The organism is Hyphobacterium sp., assembly GCF_043584775.1.
Classification (GTDB): Bacteria; Pseudomonadota; Alphaproteobacteria; order Caulobacterales; family Maricaulaceae; genus Hyphobacterium.
Window position 1 is genome coordinate 1760216 of record NZ_CP121327.1, and the last position, 14679, is coordinate 1774894.

A 14679-nucleotide genomic window follows, 5' to 3' on the forward strand; every position below is an offset into this window, starting at 1 on the left:
ACCATCGGCGTGACAAACTCGAAATAATATTGCTCCGCAGGCGATGAAACGTCACAACAATTTGCGTTCATAGCGCTCAACCAAGCAAAGACCTAGAGCGTGGGCAAAAACGTCGCTCAAATAAGTAGCAGTATATTCTTGTCGTCGCTCGTATCGCTCGACAAAGAATAGCGTATAGCCGTCCTCAACTTCATGAATCTGCCACTCTGACGTCGGGTTACTCAACCTACCGTCGAACATCCATTTCGGAACTTTGAAATGCTCCAGCATTTCAATCATGTCTTTTTCGTTCATTTCTAAGCCGCCGCACTCAACGCCATCGGAGGTGTTGCAAATTCCGGCGTCCCGATGACCGGGGCGGTGGCGTTCAAGCCGGCATTCAGCCCGGCAATATCCGGGCGGCGCAGGCAGAGGGCGGCGAGTTCGGCGGCTCCAATGGTCGCGGCGCGATCCCCCAGCTCGGCATAAACGGCGGCGCAGAAATCCAGGTCTTCCGGTTCTTCCAGCGTCCAGCGCAAATGTTCGAGACCCTGGCCCGGCCCGGTCAGGGCGACGCGGCGCAGGCGCGGATGCGTGCGCATCCAGCCCGTTACCGACTGGCGATCAAAGGGCTTTGTCGCATTGCGTTCCGCCTCGAACAGGAGGTGAGCCGGAAAGGCCTCGCACTGGAGCCCGTTGGGGAAGCGCAGGGGCATGTCATTACAGGCAAAGTCGGCATGCGTATCGTCGAGCAGCTGGACGACGCGATGGCAGATTTGCGGATCGATGAAGGGATGATGGCCTTCAACGCGCAAAATCGTCTCCGCACCGGATTCCCGCGCGGCGCGGGCCATGCGGGCGAGGACATCCTCCTCCGGGCCGCGCGTGACCATAAAGCCGGCATCGGTGGCTTCTTCGGCGATTTCATCATCAGCGGCGCTATCGGCCACGGCGGCCAGCACCAGCTCTGCGCCCTCAATTTCCCGGCAGCGATCCATGCAGCGAAGGAGCGCACTGCGTTCGCCCAGGGATTCCAGCAATTTCAGGGGAATACGGGAGGAGGCAGCGCGTGCCTGCACGATGACGGCCAAGCTCATGGCGATCCCCCTTTTTCCTTACCCTTGAGGATGCGCGCGACAGCCTAACGGCGCGTTAACCGGCGCACCGCAATCCTTAACGAAATCGATTCGTCAGGATTGCCATGGCCACGCTCGCTTCCCTTCCGCCCGCCGATATTGAGAGCCTCTTTTCCAAGCGGGATTTCAAGACCCCGCGTATCAATCTGGATGGCCAGACCATCCTGATTACGGGCGGGACGGGCTCGTTCGGCAAGCGCTTCGTGAAAACCGTTCTGGCCGAATACAAGCCGCGAAAGCTGATTATCTTCTCGCGCGACGAGCTGAAGCAATACGAGATGGCGCAGGAATTTTCGCCGCAGGACTATCCCTGTCTGCGCTATTTCATCGGCGACGTGCGCGATGAATCGCGGCTGGATATGGCAATGCGCGATGTCGATATTGTCGTGCATGCCGCCGCGCTGAAACATGTGCCGATTGCCGAATACAATCCGTTCGAATGCATCAAGACCAATGTGATGGGCGCGGAGAATGTCGTGCGTGCCTGCATCAAGCGCGGCGTGAAGCGCGTTGTCGCCCTCTCCACCGACAAGGCGGCCAGCCCGATCAATCTCTATGGCGCGTCCAAGCTGGCCTCCGACAAGATTTTCACCGCGGCCCAGCATATGGGCGGGCGCAATGGCCCGGTCTTCTCGGTCGTGCGCTATGGCAATGTCATCGGCTCGCGCGGCTCGGTCGTGCCCTTCTTCAAGAAGCTGATCGCCGAAGGTGCCACCGAATTGCCGATCACCGATGCGCGCATGACCCGTTTCTGGATCACGCTGGACCAGGGCGTGAACTTTGTGCTCTCCAGCCTGGAAATGGCCAAGGGCGGCGAAGCCTTCGTGCCGAAGATTGCCTCCATGTCGATTACAGAGCTGGCGAAATCCATTGCCCCTGACCTGCCGCACAAGGTGGTGGGTATTCGCCCCGGTGAAAAACTCCATGAGGTCATGGTGCCCATCGACGATGCCCGCCAGACGGTGGAGATCGAGGATCGCTATGCCATCCTGCCCGCCATGGATGCGGAAATCCGCCTGCGCTATATCAGCGAAGGTGCGCGGGCGGTCGATGAAGAGTTTTACTATGCCTCCGACAATAACCCGGAAATCATGGATGCCCGCTCCCTGCAGGGATTGATCGAACAGCGGCTGAAGTCGCTGGCAGGCTAGTCATGGCGGGCGGCGATCCCTTCGACACATTCGCAATCGACGGCTATGCGCTGATCCGGGACCCCGCGATTGCCGCGATGAAAGACGATGTGCGCGCCACGCTGCACGCCACCGCGCTACACATTGCGCGCCGCCTTCTGCCTGCAGACGTGTTTGCGGCGCTGCCCAAGGATGCCGGGTTTGATGCGCTGCTGGATGGTATTCACGCTGCCGAGACCGGCAATGCTGTTACCCGCGCCCTCTATGAAGTCTTCCCCGCCCTGCCGCCGGTGATCGCGCTGATCGACCGGCCCGTTATCCGCGAGGCTGTGGCCCGCGCCGGTGTGGCGGACGCCATTGCGGGCACCTTGCCGCTCATCCGGCTGGACCGTCCGGGCGATGCGCGCTTTGCGACCCCTGCTCATCAGGATAGCTGGTATTCCCTGCTCTCACCCAACGCCGTCACGGTGTGGACGCCGCTCTGCCATATGACGCCGGAGATGGGTGAGTTGCGCGTCGTGCCGGGCAGCCACACCGGCGGGCCATGCGAATTCAAGCCGTATGAGGCCGGGCATGAATGGTTTGAAACCGCCGCGCCCGTGCCGGATGAGGCTCTGGTTTCCGTGACGGTCGGCGATGACGAGATGCTGATTTTCAACCAGTCCCTCATCCATAAAAGCGGCGTGAACCGATCAGGCCGCGTGCGGATCTCCGTGCAGCTGCGTTATAATGATCTGGCGACGGCAAAGGCCCTGACCTCGACCTACACACCCTCGCTCTCGGCCTATGTGCTGAACGCCCAGAAGGAGCGCCTTGATGGCCGCGCCTGACCGCCCCTTGCGCCGCGCCGACTGGCAGGCCGTGGCCTGTGATCTGTGCGGGGCGAACGCGCCGGAGGAGTTGGGCCAGCGCGAGGTGATCGTGCGTGGGCGGACCAGCGATTTCGACATGCGGTTCGAGGATGTCGCCTGTTCACGCTGCGGCTTCGTGCAGGCCTTGAAGCGGCCGGAAAACGCTTTTCTGATGGACTATTATCGCGATGCGCATATCGGCCATCGCGGCGGCGAATTGCATTTTGATGGCAAGGCGCGCCTGGCGGCTGTCGCGGCGCGCGTGCCCGAAGGTGGCCGGATCATCGAGATCGGCGCCAATGACGGGGCGTTCTGCGCGGAACTTGCCAAGGCCGGCTATGACGCGTTCGGCTTTGACCCGGTGGAGGCCGACGAGGCCGCCGGCGTCGAGAAAGGCTTTCTGGAAGCCGGTGTCGCATCCGTTGCGCCCCGGTCCGCCGATGCTGTCATCGCCTATTATGTGCTGGAGCATGTGATCGATGCCGGGGCGTGGCTGCGTTCGGCGCTGGCGCTTTTGAAGGATGGCGGGGCGCTGATCCTCGAAGTGCCCAACTATGCCACCCATCCGCAGGATTCGCTCAATCCCGAGCATTTGCTCCACTTCACGCCGGAAACCCTGCGCGAATTACTGGAACAGCATGGCCTGACGATTGAGACCGGTGAAATATCGCCGACCGTGGCCTATGGGCAGGCGATCGCCGCGCGCCTGACGGACCGCACGCTGGCGGAACATCCGCGCCCTGCATCGGCGGCGTTTCTGGCGGAGGCGCCGTCGCGCCTTGCTGAGGCCCGCACTGCCTATGCTGCTGCCAAGGCCGACCGCGATCAGCGGCAGGCGGCGGCGCAAAGCGCCTGCCGTTTGGCACAGGAGGCGGACCCGTCGGGTACGGCCTCGGTCTTCATCTGGGGCGCGAATGAATATGCCGAGCGCGCTGCGCCACTGCTGTCGCAGGCCTTTTCATCGGTGCAGGTGGTGGACAAATCCGCGAGCAAGATCGGCACGCCCTTTCCGGGCCTTGCCGCCCCGATTGCGCATCCGGATGTCGCGGCAGACGCTACAGCGCGCATCTTCCTCCTCTGCTCCCCCAACTGGAATGCCCAGATCGCAGCGGAAATTGCTGCGTCGGGCTGGGGCGCGTTGGCGGTGATTGATGCGGTGACGGGGGAGCGTCTGTAGTTCACCTCGCCCTTCGAGGCTCACTTCGTTCGCACCTCAGGATGAGGTGAATGATTTACGCCGACCTACCTCATGGTGAGGTGCTGGCCGCAGGACAGCCTCGAACCACGCACGATCAAACCTTCTCCAACAGGAACCAGGTCCCGTCATCGGACCAGGAGATCGGGTCGCGGTGATAGAAGAAACCGTAATCCCTGAGCTTCAGCTTTCCCTCGAAACGGTCGAGCATTTCCCCGGCGAAATCGCGCTTGAAGAGGCGGCCTTCATGGCCGCGATACGTCACTTCGACCGGGGTCGGATTGTAATATTCGAACAGCAGTATGAGCCGGTTCGAGGCGTTGAAGAGCACGTCATAGACTTGCGGCAGCACATCCGGATTGAGGTGGATCAGCACGCCGCAAATCATCGTCAGATCATAGGTGCGCGGCGGGGTATATTCGAGGATGGAGCCGGTCTCGACTTTTGCAACGCCCAGCTTGTTGGCCTGCGCGGCGGACTCGGCATTGATCTCGATGGCCTCCAGCTCGGTGCCCGGTGAAACGCGGTTCATGGCCAGAAGGTTCAGGCCAATATTGCAGCCGATCTCGAGGGCGCTTTTGACAGGGGCGGCCTTGCGCAACATGCGCGCCATGCAGGCGGTGCGCGCAGCGACGAGCTCGGGCTCCAGCGAGCAGCGCTCGCGATAGGCATCGCCGAATTCCCCGGCCCAGAAGGCTTCCTGTTCGGTCTTGTAGCTCATGTCATCGTCCTTGCAGCATGGAGGCGCTCGGCAAAGGCCCAGTCCTCTTCGGTATCAATATCAATCGCCTTCAGCCGGTCGAGGATGAAGGGCCGGAAATGCAGGGGCGCGCCACCATCATCGTCCGCCAGCAGGGTGGGCGCGGAGAAAATGCCGAAAGCTCCGGCGTCCTGATAGGCGGGTGTGAGGTCCTGCGTGCGCGCGCCGAAGCGGGCGGCATCGGCGGTCTGCAGAATGCCGTCAGCCTCGATGAAGAGCTTCTCGAACGGCGTGCCGATTTCGGCGACGGCCAGCACGGGATGGGTGCGGTGCGCTTCATAATCGGCAATGCCGCGCGCAATGTCCTGCGGCTCGACAAAGACCGCGGTTGCATAGAGCAAGGCAGCTGTTTCGAAATGCTGACCGCGCTTTTCATATTCGTGCAGCGTCCAGCTCATCACGGTGCGGATCGGCGTGTGATCATCGGCGATGGCGGCATCCCGCCGGAAGTCCGGGCGATACCCCGCCCCGGCGGCGACCTCGGCAATCTCCGGATCATCGGTCGAGACATGGATGACATCGAACAGGCCGCTGTCCGCGGCGGCCGTCAGGATATGCGTCAGGGCCGGCTGGCCGGCGAAGGGGCGGATATTCTTGCGCGGGATGCGTTTCGAGCCGCCGCGTGCCGGGATGATGGCGATGCGGCGCGTCATGCAGTGAGCCCCGAGCGGAGAATGTCTCCCGCCTTCGGCCCTTCATTCACCAGAAGGTCGAGCGCGCACATATAGGGCTCGAAAGGCCCGTGCTGCTGGGCGTATTCGGGATGGGCGTAGGTGAAATAGTCCAGCGATATACCGGCTTTTTCAAACGCATCACTGGCGTCGAGATAGGCTTTCGAGCCGGGCGGTGAGAGATAATCCGTCACGCCATGCGCCTGGCAGAGGTCGACCAGACGATCCGCCTTGGCCGAGCCAACGGGGGTTTGTGACGCACGCACCGTGGGGGTGGTGATACCAAACTCCCCCGCCATCCATTCGATGATGGCGATATTCAATTCACCGATCCGGTCACGGTGCGTCTGCATGATGTCGTGCAGCGCGGGCAGGTATCGCGCGGCGAAGGGCGCGCGCGCAAAATTCATCTCGATGGTGCGCCACATGGCGTCGGGGAATTTCGCGTCGGGCTGGATCTCTGCCTCGGCGATGGTCTGTTCGCGGCGGCCTTTGGTAAGGACGGGCACGGTCAGCCAGATCACGCCATTGGGCGTCTTGATCCGGTTGCGCTGTTGCCAGGAACGTTTGTCGAACTGGACATCATCGAGAAAGACAAAGAGGTCGACCGAGGCCATCAGGCCGAAATAGCCGATCCAGGGCAGGAAGGTCGGCTGCATGATGGCCGCGGACTTACGGGCCGGATTTACGGCAGGCTGCATCATTCCTCGATCGCGACGAGCACGCCGCCCTTCCCGTAATCATTGCCATTATAGAAAACGATGCGCTGGCCGTTATGGGTCAGCACGACGCCGTATTCGATCATCTGGCTGTCTTCGCCGTCGCCCGGTTCCAGCCCCGGCGCCTCGATGCGCGTCCAGTTCAGCCCGTCCTGCGAAATGGCCTGCTTCTGGCGATAGGCCTCGCCTTTGGCGGCAAACCACATGCGCCACATCTCGCCATCATGCCAGACAAAGGGCCGCGCCAGAGCATTCTCGCCGGGTTCGAAATCAATCGCCACGCGACCGTCGCGCTGCCAGTCCAGCCCGTCTTTGGAGGTGGCGATCTGGATGTTGTAGCGGGGCAAATCCTTGTGCACCCATTCCACACCGGCGACGTAATACATGCGCCAGCCAAAGGGCGTTTTCACAACCCATGGCGCGGTATTGATGAAGGGATTGACCTTGCAGCGCTCGATGATCGGGGCTTCGGAATAACGTTCAAATGCCGCCGCACCATCGGGCTTGATTGCCAGACCGCCATAAAGGTCCATGCGCGTCGTTCCGCCGGGCTTGAAGCCTATGTAATAGAGCCGCGTTTCGCCTTCTGCGCGGATCACGCAGGACGGCAGGACGCCATTATCATCGAACGTGCCCAGACGTCCGGGCGTCAGTTCCGGTTCCAGCGCTGTTTCGAGAACCGTGTCCGGCCGTTCCAGATCGATCAGCGACCAGCCGATATGCGACTGGTTGGCATCATTGCGGCCGCCCCACCAGATCCGCGCGAGCGATCCACCGACGCGTTCCGGGGTTGGCAACATGGCGTGCGTCCGGCACCAGGACAGGTCCGGGTCGGGCTTGATAACAGGGCCGAGTTTTGTCCAGTCAGTCATCGAGACCAAAATAATTGTTGCGGATCTTGCGGCCCTTGGGATCGTCGGGACCGAAGACCGTGCCGGGCGAACCGAGAACCACAGAGCCGGCCTCGACATCTTTGGTCAGGCTGGCATCCATGGCGATGAAGGCTTCATCGCCGACTTTCAGAAAGTCTCGCAGCGTGGCGTTGACGCCAAAGAAGCAGCGTTCTCCAATCCGGCAATGACCGGAAACCACCACGTGGGAGGCGAAATATGTGTGACTGCCGATATGCGTGCCGTGGCCGATATGATTGCCCGACCAGAGCATGACATTGTCCCCGAGCTTCACCGTCGGCTGGATGGTCTGGTTTTCAAGGATGAAGCAATTCTCGCCCATCTCCAGGTCCGGCCAACTCACTGATTTTGAACAGATGTAGCTGGGCAGGCTGTAACCTGCGGCCTTGACCTGTTCGAACTTGGCCTGCCGCAGGCGGTTCAGCTTCATATAGGAGAGCGCGACATGGCAGGCATGAGTGTCGGGACCAAAGCGGGTCTGCGCCTCGCTCCACGGCACCATCGGCAGCCTGCGGAATGTATCTTCCTCGACATAGGCATCGTCCACCGTAAAGGCGGCGATCTCGTAATCGCTGTCATGGGAGAAGTAGAAATGCGCCAGCTCCGCGATCTCTGCGGAACCGAATATCACGAGGGGTTTAGCCATCGATCGCCTCCCATGTGACCGGCTCGTGCGCGGCAATGTCGGTGGAGGCCGTCGCACCAAACAGGCGTTCAAACTCCCGCGCCGCAATGCCCTGGCGGGCCCGAATGGCCTTCACATTATCGGGGCCGATTTTTTCGCCCACAGCGATATCGCGCGTCGCATAGAAATGACGCCGATAGATCGGGGATTTTGTTTCCGCGTCCTTCATGCCGAATTGCGGACCGCCCAGCGCGGCGTGGGCATCGCGCACCGTTTCGCACAAGCGCTTCAACTCCTGCGGCTCGACGGCGAAGGAGGAATCCGGCCCGCCTTCTGACCGGTCCAGCACAAAATGCTTTTCAATGATGGCCGCGCCGAGCGATGTGGCCACGATGGGCGCGGTGATGTCCAGCGTGTGATCGGAAAAACCGATCGGCACGGGAAAGCGCTCGCGCAATGCCGTGATATTGCGCATGTGGGCGCTGTCGATGGGCGCGGGATAGGCGCTGACGCAATGCAGCAGGGCGTAGTCGGTGATGCCCTCGCCTTCCAGAAAGCGAACCGTATCGTCGATTTCCTCAAGGCTGGCCGTGCCGGTGGAAAGAATGACCGGCTTTCCGGTCTGCGCTGTGCGGCGGATCAGGGGCCAGTCGGTAAATTCGTTGGAGGCGATCTTGTAGGCCGGAGCGTTCAAGCCTTCCAGGAGATCGACCGCCTCATTGTCGAAAGGTGAGGAAAAGACGGTGATGCCGAGCGCCTTGCCGTGATCGAACAGTGCCGGGAACCACTCATAGGGCGTCGCGGCTTCCTGATAGAGTTTGTGCAAATTCCATCCCGCCCATGTTCCGGTCGTAATCTGGAATTCCGGCTTGTCGCTCGGCAGGGTCAGGCTGTCGGCGGTATAGGTCTGGAATTTGACGGCATCAGCGCCGCACTCGGCGGCGACCTCGATCATCTTCAACGCCCGCGCCAACTCCCTGTTATGATTGCCGGAAACCTCGGCAATCACATAGGGCGCGCAGCCTTCACCAATCTCGCGGCCGGCAATGGCGAAAGACGATCTGGGTAAGGCCGGATGGGGCGACATGAAACGGGTCCGATAGCTTGTCGTCACCTTCCCGCGATTCGTCTTAACGATTACTCGCCAAATGTGCGGATGAGTTCGCGGGCGACGCGGCGGGCACCCTGCCCGTCAATGGGACCGGGATATTCAGGCGTCTCTGCCAGAGCCTGATCCAGCGCTGCGGTCAATTGCGCGTCCATATCGGTATCTTCCCCATTGATCAGCTGGCCCAGACCTTCAAGAATGAAGGCCGATTGCATCGCCGCATAGCGTTCATCCGGGCAGACAATGACCGCCGGTGTCGCCGTAGCGGCGGCTTCATATTTGGCCAGACCCGGTCCGAGAATACAGGCTCTCGCGGCATTGAAATGATCAAACAGACCGTCGGGCGAGATCAGGGGCATGGCCCCTATGGCCTCGATGGCGGCGGCGAGTTTGCGCACGCGGTCTTGTGGGACGCTGTTGCCGATGGCGATGCGCAATTCGCCGCCACGCGCGGCCAGTGCCCCGATCACCCGCTCGGTCAGGTGCCAGGGGTCGGAGCCGGAGAGCATGACCAGCACACCATCGCGCTGATCAAGCGGCGATGGCCGCGCCTCATATTCCGGGCCCAGAACGGCATATCGTCCTCCGCCGATCCAGCGCTTTGCCGGGCGCGGTGTCTCGGCTTCCGCGCCGATATAGGGCGTGATGACCAGGTCGGGTTCGGCCGGGCCTATATAGGCTTCCTTGTCGAGCCCCTCGATAAGCGCGGTCTTGCGTCCCTGCGCCTGAAGCGCCGCAATCAGGTCGGAGAGCTGGGCCAGAAGGAGCGGGTTGGACAAGTCCACCAGGACTGGCCCGGCCGGAAACTCCGCCACTTCTTCAGCAAGCGTGGTTCGGGGTGATACGGTCAAAGCGGGAATTCTGGCGGCATCGGCCTGCGTCAGAAAGGCCGTATTCTCATGATCGAAGATAATGCCTGCTTCACCGCCTTCGGCCTGAATGGCGCGCGCCAGCGACAGGCAACGCACGGCATGTCCGGTGCCGATATTCAGCCCGGCCTTGCAGCGCAGCCAGATCATAACGCCTTCATGCCGAGGACATCCCCCAGCGCCCGGACGACGCGGTGCACGTCCTCGTCTGACATGTCGTAAAACATCGGCAGGGTGAGGCAGCGTTGATACCAGCCCTCCGCGCCCGGGAAATGCCGGTGATCGCCGTAGATTTTCTGTGTATGGACCGGAATGTAGTGCACCTGTGTGCCCACGCCGCGCTCGCGCAGGGCGTTCATGACGTCGCGCCTGCTTGTACCCAGAGCCTCGAAATCAATGAGCGCGACATAAAGATGCCAGCACGGTGTCTGATCCGGCATGCGGGCGAAGGGGCGGACATGCTCGCCCAGACGCGGCAAGGCGCGATCATAGATGTCGGCAATGGCGCGGCGGCGGGCGGCAAAGGCGTCAAGCTTTGACAATTGCGACGTGGCCAGCGCCGCGCACAAATCCGGCAGGCGGTAATTCCAGCCCAGGTCATGGAATTCCTGCCGCCAGGGCTCGGATGGGTCGCCAAGAAATTCGTCCGGATTGCGGGTAACGCCATGGGTGCGCAGGCGGCGCATTTTCTCGGCGAGCGCGGGATCATTGGTGGTGACCGCCCCGCCCTCACCCGCTGCAATCGTCTTGACCGGGTGGAAAGAAAAGGTCGCGGCATCGCTATAGCGCCCGTCGCCGACCATTCCCTCGCCGCGCGCCGTGCCGAGGGCGTGACAACTATCCTCGACGATGAATGCGCTCGCTTCGCGCGCGAGATCAGCGATCGCCGCCATATCGCAGCTTTGCCCGGCCAGATGGACCGGCAGGATGGCCTTCACCGGACCCTCAAGGCGCGCTATCGCATCGGCCAACGTCGCGCGCGTCATCAGGCCGGTATCGGGATCCACATCGGCGAAGACGACCTCGCCGCCGCAATAGCGGACGGCATTGGCGGTCGCCATGAAGGTGATGGTCGGGACGATGCAGATATCACCCTCACCCACGCCCAGCGCCGCCAGCGCCAGGTGCAGGGCGGTCGTGCCGTTGGAACAGGCCACGACTTCTGCTGCGCCGGTTGCGGCGCACATGGCAGCTTCGAATTTTTCGATTTCCGGGCCGGAGGTCAGATAGTCGGATTTCAGGACGCGGGTCACCGCATCAATATCGGCCTGATCAATGCATTGTCGGCCATAAGGCAAAAAGCGCGAGGTCATGGATCAAATGTGTGACGGGAGTCGCGCAAAAGAAAAAGCGGCGAGCTAAAAGCCCGCCGCCCTTTTCCGCATGAGGTTGCTCAAATCTAGCCGTTAAGCAGGTTGAGGATGATCTGGGGCTGGGAGTTGGCGATGGAGAGTGCCTGCACGCCCAGCTGCTGTTTGACCTGCAAGGCCTGTAATCGCGCGCTCTCCTTGGCGAGGTCGGCATCCACGAGATTGCCGACGCCTTCGGTGAGCGAGTCCATCAGCTTGCCGACAAAGCCCCGGTGAGCTTCCATCTTCTTGGCGTCGGAGCCGAGATTGGCCAGCGCCTGATTGACATTGTCGAGACTGGTCTGGATCTGCGACACGACCGTGCTGGACAGCGTCACCGTCCCGAGGCTTGCCGATGCCGAAATCGTAATGACCGAGCCGGACAGGCTGAGATTCTGGGACCGCAGGGTGATGGAGCGCGAGGCGTCCGCATCGGCCAGGAAGGCAATGCCGCCCGTGATCGAACCATTCAAAATATTGGCACCGTCAAACTCTGCATTCTGAAGGATGACCGAGACCTGATCGATCAGCGCCTTGAAGTCCGCGTCATACGCCTGCCGCGAGAAGGTATCGATGGAGGGGTCCATCGCGGCAGTGGCTTTTTCGCGCATCTGAACCAGAAGGTCGGAGATGGCCTCTCCGGCCGCGAGCGCGACATCGGCAATGGAAACCGAGCGGTCGAGGCTGGTCTGGACCGCCGAGAGGCCGCGAATGTCCGAGCGCATCCCCTGCGCCACGGCATAGACGGCGGCATTGTCCTTTGCGCCGCCCACGCGAAGGCCGGTATTCAGCTTGGTCTGAACATCGGCGAGTTGGTCATTGGTCTTGTTGAGGTTTTGCAGCGCGACCATGGCCGCGGCATTGGTATGAATAGAGAGGGTCATGCGGTTCCCCTTGGATTGTCCTTCGGACGGGCCGGGAGACAATTCACCCGGTGTTCGGGACCAGGGGTCGCAAGCAGCATGCCGAAACAGGCCAGAAATTAGCTGTTATATTTCAAGGGGTAATTCAGGGCGCATTTTGCCTGTACAGCCAATCGGCCAAAATTGCCGGGCTGTTTTACGCCTACTGGTCCGCCTTTTGCCGGGCGGAAACGGTCAGATGCGTTCGTCGACCAGGCCGCCCTGTTTCGAGCGCAAATACTCACGCAGGGCCAGGAAGTCCTCACTCGGCCATTGGCGCATGACGCTGCCATTGCGGCTGTCGATCAGGCGATAGACGAAAACACCGGCAGCATCATGTTTTTCGATGGCCAGGCGGGAATTGCCAAACGCCTTTTCCGCCATGCGATCGATGGATGCTTCCAGTTCCTTCAGGGACGGCGTGCCGGGACCCGGCCGGCCATCGGCTTCGCGTTCGCTGCTTCGCGACGTTTCGCGGACCGGAGTCTGCGCCATTGGAAGCCCTGAAAAGGCTGCTGGCGTGGACGCCGTTACACTTTTTATCAGCTCGTTCATGTCGGGTTGCCAACGGGTTCTCCGCCGGCACCTCCTAGATTGAACGGATATCCTCCTTCATCGAGGGGTGGGTGGCCGGAACGGAACCCCTTCAATTCCGGCCACCCGAATCCCGCGATTAACGGAAGTATCCGAGGATCGCTGACGGCGCAGAGTTTGCGATGGACAGCGCCTGAATACCCAGCTGCTGCTTGACCTGCAGCGACTGGAGACGGGCACTTTCCTTGGCAAGATCCGCGTCGACGAGATTGCCGATACCCCGTTCCAGGGCATCCGACAGCTTGCCAACAAACGTCTGGTGGATTTCGAGCGACTTGGAGCCCGTACCCAGACGCGCCAGAGACGCGCTGAGATTATCCAGAGACGTCCCGATCTGGCTGGCAATGTTGTCAGCCTGGGTTGCGGTCGTGAATGACGCATTGGTGGCGATCGTGATGATCGAACCGGCTAGCGACAGATCTTCATCCGCAACCGTGATGTTGTTCGAGCCATCCGCATTGGCGAGAGCCGAAATGCCGGTGGTTGAACCATCGATCAGGTTGGTACCGTTGAACTCGGCGTTGGCGATGATCGTTTTCAGCTGATCCCGCATAGCCGTGAAGTCAGCGTTCAGCGCGGTCCGCGATGCAGCGTCCAGCGAAGAGTCAGCCGCAGCAAGCGCCTTTTCCTTCATCTCGACGAGCATATCAGACAGAGCCTCACCACCGGCCAGAGCCACGTCCACTGTGGACACGGCCAGGTCGATCGAGTTGCTGACAGCCGAATAGCCTGCCACGTCAGCGCGCATCGACTGGGCAATGGCGTACACGCCGCCATTATCCTTTGCCGATCCGACCGCGAGGCCAGTGTTGATCCGGGTCTGGACCTGTTCCAATTCCATATTGGTCTTGTTCAGGTTTTGCAGAGCGATCATTGCGCCTGCGTTGGTATTGATAGTAGCCATTTCTTGGCCTTTCCCATTCTGGTTACGACACCGGCATTTTGCCGGCCATTTATCCGGTCACGGGGTATTCCCGTTCACCGAATTCCCACCCTTCCGCTGGATTAGCGGAAGTATCCAAGGATCGCTGACGGAGCCGAATTGGCGATCGAGAGCGCCTGAATGCCCAGCTGCTGCTTGACCTGCAGCGACTGGAGACGGGCACTTTCTTTTGCCAGGTCCGCGTCAACGAGATTCCCGATGCCTCGTTCGAGAGCGTCCGAAAGCTTGCCAACAAAAGTCTTATGGATTTCGAGCGACTTGGAGCCCGTACCCAGACGCGCCAGGGACGCGCTGAGATTGTCCAGAGACGTGGCGATGGCAGTGGCTTGTGTGCTGGCAGCTGCAGCCGTCCCGAAGGATGCGGTTGCTGCAACGGTGACAACACCGCCGCCGAGCGACAGGTTTTCATCCAGCACCGTGATGGAGTTGGAGCCATCCGCATTGGCCAGAGCCGAAATGCTGGCGACCGAGTTGTTGATCAAATTCGTGCCGTTGAATTCGGCATTGGAAACGATCGTGCTGATCTGATCGCGCAGGGCCTTGAAGTCTTCGTTCAGAGCCGTGCGGGATGCCGTATCGAGCGAAGAATCGGCGCCTGCGAGGGCCTTTTCCTTCATTTCGATCAGGATATCCGAGATCGCTTCGCCAGCGGCCAGAGCGACATCAACCGTCGAAACGGCCAGGTCGATGGAGTTGCTGACGGCCGAATAGCCAGCCACATCTGCCCGCATGGACTGAGCGATGGCATAAATGCCGCCATTGTCCTTGGCAGAGGAGACAGCCAGACCGGTATTGATACGCGTTTGAACCTGTTCCAATTCCATATTGGTCTTGTTCAGGTTCTGCAGGGCGATCATCGCGCCTGCATTCGTGTTAATGGTAGCCATTTCTTGGCCCTTTCCATTCTGGTTTTTAAGCTGGCTTTTTGCCAGCCGAT

Annotated in this window: 17 protein-coding genes; 3 read left to right on the plus strand and 14 right to left on the minus strand. The window is 61.0% G+C overall.

The window, feature by feature from the left end; all coding sequences use genetic code 11:
- Positions 1 to 51: 51 nt before the first annotated feature.
- Both P0D52_RS08765 and P0D52_RS08770 read right to left on the minus strand, forming a co-directional pair.
- Positions 52 to 294, minus strand: a complete 243-nt coding sequence (locus tag P0D52_RS08765) for a hypothetical protein (RefSeq protein ID WP_394692281.1) — start codon at positions 292 to 294, stop codon at positions 52 to 54.
- Positions 295 to 296: 2 nt separating this feature from the next.
- Positions 297 to 1076 carry a cytidylyltransferase domain-containing protein gene (locus tag P0D52_RS08770; RefSeq protein ID WP_394692282.1) on the minus strand — a complete coding sequence of 260 codons (780 nt, stop codon included), beginning with the start codon at positions 1074 to 1076 and terminating at the stop codon, positions 297 to 299.
- Positions 1077 to 1180: 104 nt separating this feature from the next.
- Between P0D52_RS08770 and pseB the strand changes: the two genes are divergently transcribed.
- Genes pseB through P0D52_RS08785 form a run of 3 tightly spaced genes read left to right on the plus strand, consistent with a single transcriptional unit; the run spans position 1181 to position 4273 of the window.
- A complete protein-coding gene (pseB, locus tag P0D52_RS08775; RefSeq protein WP_394692283.1) occupies positions 1181 to 2266 on the plus strand; it encodes a UDP-N-acetylglucosamine 4,6-dehydratase (inverting) in 1086 nt (361 codons plus the stop codon).
- A 2-nt stretch (positions 2267 to 2268) separates the two neighbouring features.
- On the plus strand, positions 2269 to 3075 hold the full coding sequence (locus P0D52_RS08780) for a phytanoyl-CoA dioxygenase family protein (protein ID WP_394692284.1): 807 nt from the start codon (positions 2269 to 2271) through the stop codon (positions 3073 to 3075).
- Positions 3062 to 4273, plus strand: coding sequence for a class I SAM-dependent methyltransferase (locus P0D52_RS08785; protein WP_394692285.1), 1212 nt, complete (start codon positions 3062 to 3064; stop codon positions 4271 to 4273). The genes P0D52_RS08780 and P0D52_RS08785 overlap by 14 nt, the downstream gene beginning before the upstream one ends.
- A gap of 115 nt (positions 4274 to 4388) precedes the next feature.
- Here the strand turns inward: P0D52_RS08785 and P0D52_RS08790 are convergent, their stop codons facing one another.
- From P0D52_RS08790 to P0D52_RS08845, 12 genes are all read right to left on the minus strand, one after another.
- The gene (locus P0D52_RS08790) at positions 4389 to 5012 is read right to left on the minus strand and encodes a pseudaminic acid biosynthesis-associated methylase (protein ID WP_394692286.1); all 624 of its coding nucleotides are present in this window, start codon (positions 5010 to 5012) and stop codon (positions 4389 to 4391) included.
- Positions 5009 to 5704, minus strand: a complete 696-nt coding sequence (locus P0D52_RS08795) for a cytidylyltransferase domain-containing protein (protein WP_394692287.1) — start codon at positions 5702 to 5704, stop codon at positions 5009 to 5011. The genes P0D52_RS08790 and P0D52_RS08795 overlap by 4 nt, the downstream gene beginning before the upstream one ends.
- Complete coding sequence (locus tag P0D52_RS08800) at positions 5701 to 6426, minus strand: WbqC family protein (RefSeq protein ID WP_394692288.1); 726 nt, start codon at positions 6424 to 6426, stop codon at positions 5701 to 5703. Before P0D52_RS08800 ends, P0D52_RS08795 begins: the two co-directional genes overlap by 4 nt.
- A complete protein-coding gene (locus tag P0D52_RS08805; protein WP_394692289.1) occupies positions 6423 to 7313 on the minus strand; it encodes a hypothetical protein in 891 nt (296 codons plus the stop codon). The genes P0D52_RS08800 and P0D52_RS08805 overlap by 4 nt, the downstream gene beginning before the upstream one ends.
- Positions 7306 to 7998 (minus strand): acetyltransferase, encoded by a 693-nt coding sequence (locus tag P0D52_RS08810; protein ID WP_394692290.1) that lies wholly within the window; start codon positions 7996 to 7998, stop codon positions 7306 to 7308. Before P0D52_RS08810 ends, P0D52_RS08805 begins: the two co-directional genes overlap by 8 nt.
- Positions 7991 to 9064, minus strand: a complete 1074-nt coding sequence (gene pseI, locus P0D52_RS08815; protein ID WP_394692291.1) for a pseudaminic acid synthase — start codon at positions 9062 to 9064, stop codon at positions 7991 to 7993. The genes P0D52_RS08810 and pseI overlap by 8 nt, the downstream gene beginning before the upstream one ends.
- Before the next feature lie 50 nt (positions 9065 to 9114).
- Positions 9115 to 10104: a hypothetical protein gene (locus tag P0D52_RS08820; RefSeq protein WP_394692292.1), complete on the minus strand. Its 990-nt coding sequence runs from the start codon at positions 10102 to 10104 to the stop codon at positions 9115 to 9117.
- Positions 10101 to 11267, minus strand: coding sequence for a UDP-4-amino-4,6-dideoxy-N-acetyl-beta-L-altrosamine transaminase (gene pseC, locus P0D52_RS08825; RefSeq protein WP_394692293.1), 1167 nt, complete (start codon positions 11265 to 11267; stop codon positions 10101 to 10103). Before pseC ends, P0D52_RS08820 begins: the two co-directional genes overlap by 4 nt.
- 86 nt (positions 11268 to 11353) lie before the next feature.
- Entirely contained in the window at positions 11354 to 12187 is an 834-nt protein-coding gene (locus P0D52_RS08830; protein ID WP_394692294.1) for a flagellin, read from the minus strand.
- Between the two features lie 213 nt (positions 12188 to 12400).
- On the minus strand, positions 12401 to 12760 hold the full coding sequence (locus P0D52_RS08835) for a flagellar protein FlaG (RefSeq protein WP_394692295.1): 360 nt from the start codon (positions 12758 to 12760) through the stop codon (positions 12401 to 12403).
- 118 nt (positions 12761 to 12878) lie between these two features.
- A complete protein-coding gene (locus P0D52_RS08840; protein ID WP_394692296.1) occupies positions 12879 to 13703 on the minus strand; it encodes a flagellin in 825 nt (274 codons plus the stop codon).
- A gap of 101 nt (positions 13704 to 13804) precedes the next feature.
- Positions 13805 to 14629: a flagellin gene (locus tag P0D52_RS08845; protein WP_394692297.1), complete on the minus strand. Its 825-nt coding sequence runs from the start codon at positions 14627 to 14629 to the stop codon at positions 13805 to 13807.
- Positions 14630 to 14679 lie beyond the last annotated feature (50 nt).

Coding starts and splice junctions, on each gene's coding strand:
- P0D52_RS08765 (WP_394692281.1), bottom strand. CDS start 294: ATGAACGAAAAAGACATGATTGAAATGCTGGAGCATTTCAAAGTTCCG.
- P0D52_RS08770 (WP_394692282.1), bottom strand. CDS start 1,076: ATGAGCTTGGCCGTCATCGTGCAGGCACGCGCTGCCTCCTCCCGTATT.
- pseB (WP_394692283.1), top strand. CDS start 1,181: ATGGCCACGCTCGCTTCCCTTCCGCCCGCCGATATTGAGAGCCTCTTT.
- P0D52_RS08780 (WP_394692284.1), top strand. CDS start 2,269: ATGGCGGGCGGCGATCCCTTCGACACATTCGCAATCGACGGCTATGCG.
- P0D52_RS08785 (WP_394692285.1), top strand. CDS start 3,062: ATGGCCGCGCCTGACCGCCCCTTGCGCCGCGCCGACTGGCAGGCCGTG.
- P0D52_RS08790 (WP_394692286.1), bottom strand. CDS start 5,012: ATGAGCTACAAGACCGAACAGGAAGCCTTCTGGGCCGGGGAATTCGGC.
- P0D52_RS08795 (WP_394692287.1), bottom strand. CDS start 5,704: ATGACGCGCCGCATCGCCATCATCCCGGCACGCGGCGGCTCGAAACGC.
- P0D52_RS08800 (WP_394692288.1), bottom strand. CDS start 6,426: ATGATGCAGCCTGCCGTAAATCCGGCCCGTAAGTCCGCGGCCATCATG.
- P0D52_RS08805 (WP_394692289.1), bottom strand. CDS start 7,313: ATGACTGACTGGACAAAACTCGGCCCTGTTATCAAGCCCGACCCGGAC.
- P0D52_RS08810 (WP_394692290.1), bottom strand. CDS start 7,998: ATGGCTAAACCCCTCGTGATATTCGGTTCCGCAGAGATCGCGGAGCTG.
- pseI (WP_394692291.1), bottom strand. CDS start 9,064: ATGTCGCCCCATCCGGCCTTACCCAGATCGTCTTTCGCCATTGCCGGC.
- P0D52_RS08820 (WP_394692292.1), bottom strand. CDS start 10,104: ATGATCTGGCTGCGCTGCAAGGCCGGGCTGAATATCGGCACCGGACAT.
- pseC (WP_394692293.1), bottom strand. CDS start 11,267: ATGACCTCGCGCTTTTTGCCTTATGGCCGACAATGCATTGATCAGGCC.
- P0D52_RS08830 (WP_394692294.1), bottom strand. CDS start 12,187: ATGACCCTCTCTATTCATACCAATGCCGCGGCCATGGTCGCGCTGCAA.
- P0D52_RS08835 (WP_394692295.1), bottom strand. CDS start 12,760: ATGAACGAGCTGATAAAAAGTGTAACGGCGTCCACGCCAGCAGCCTTT.
- P0D52_RS08840 (WP_394692296.1), bottom strand. CDS start 13,703: ATGGCTACTATCAATACCAACGCAGGCGCAATGATCGCTCTGCAAAAC.
- P0D52_RS08845 (WP_394692297.1), bottom strand. CDS start 14,629: ATGGCTACCATTAACACGAATGCAGGCGCGATGATCGCCCTGCAGAAC.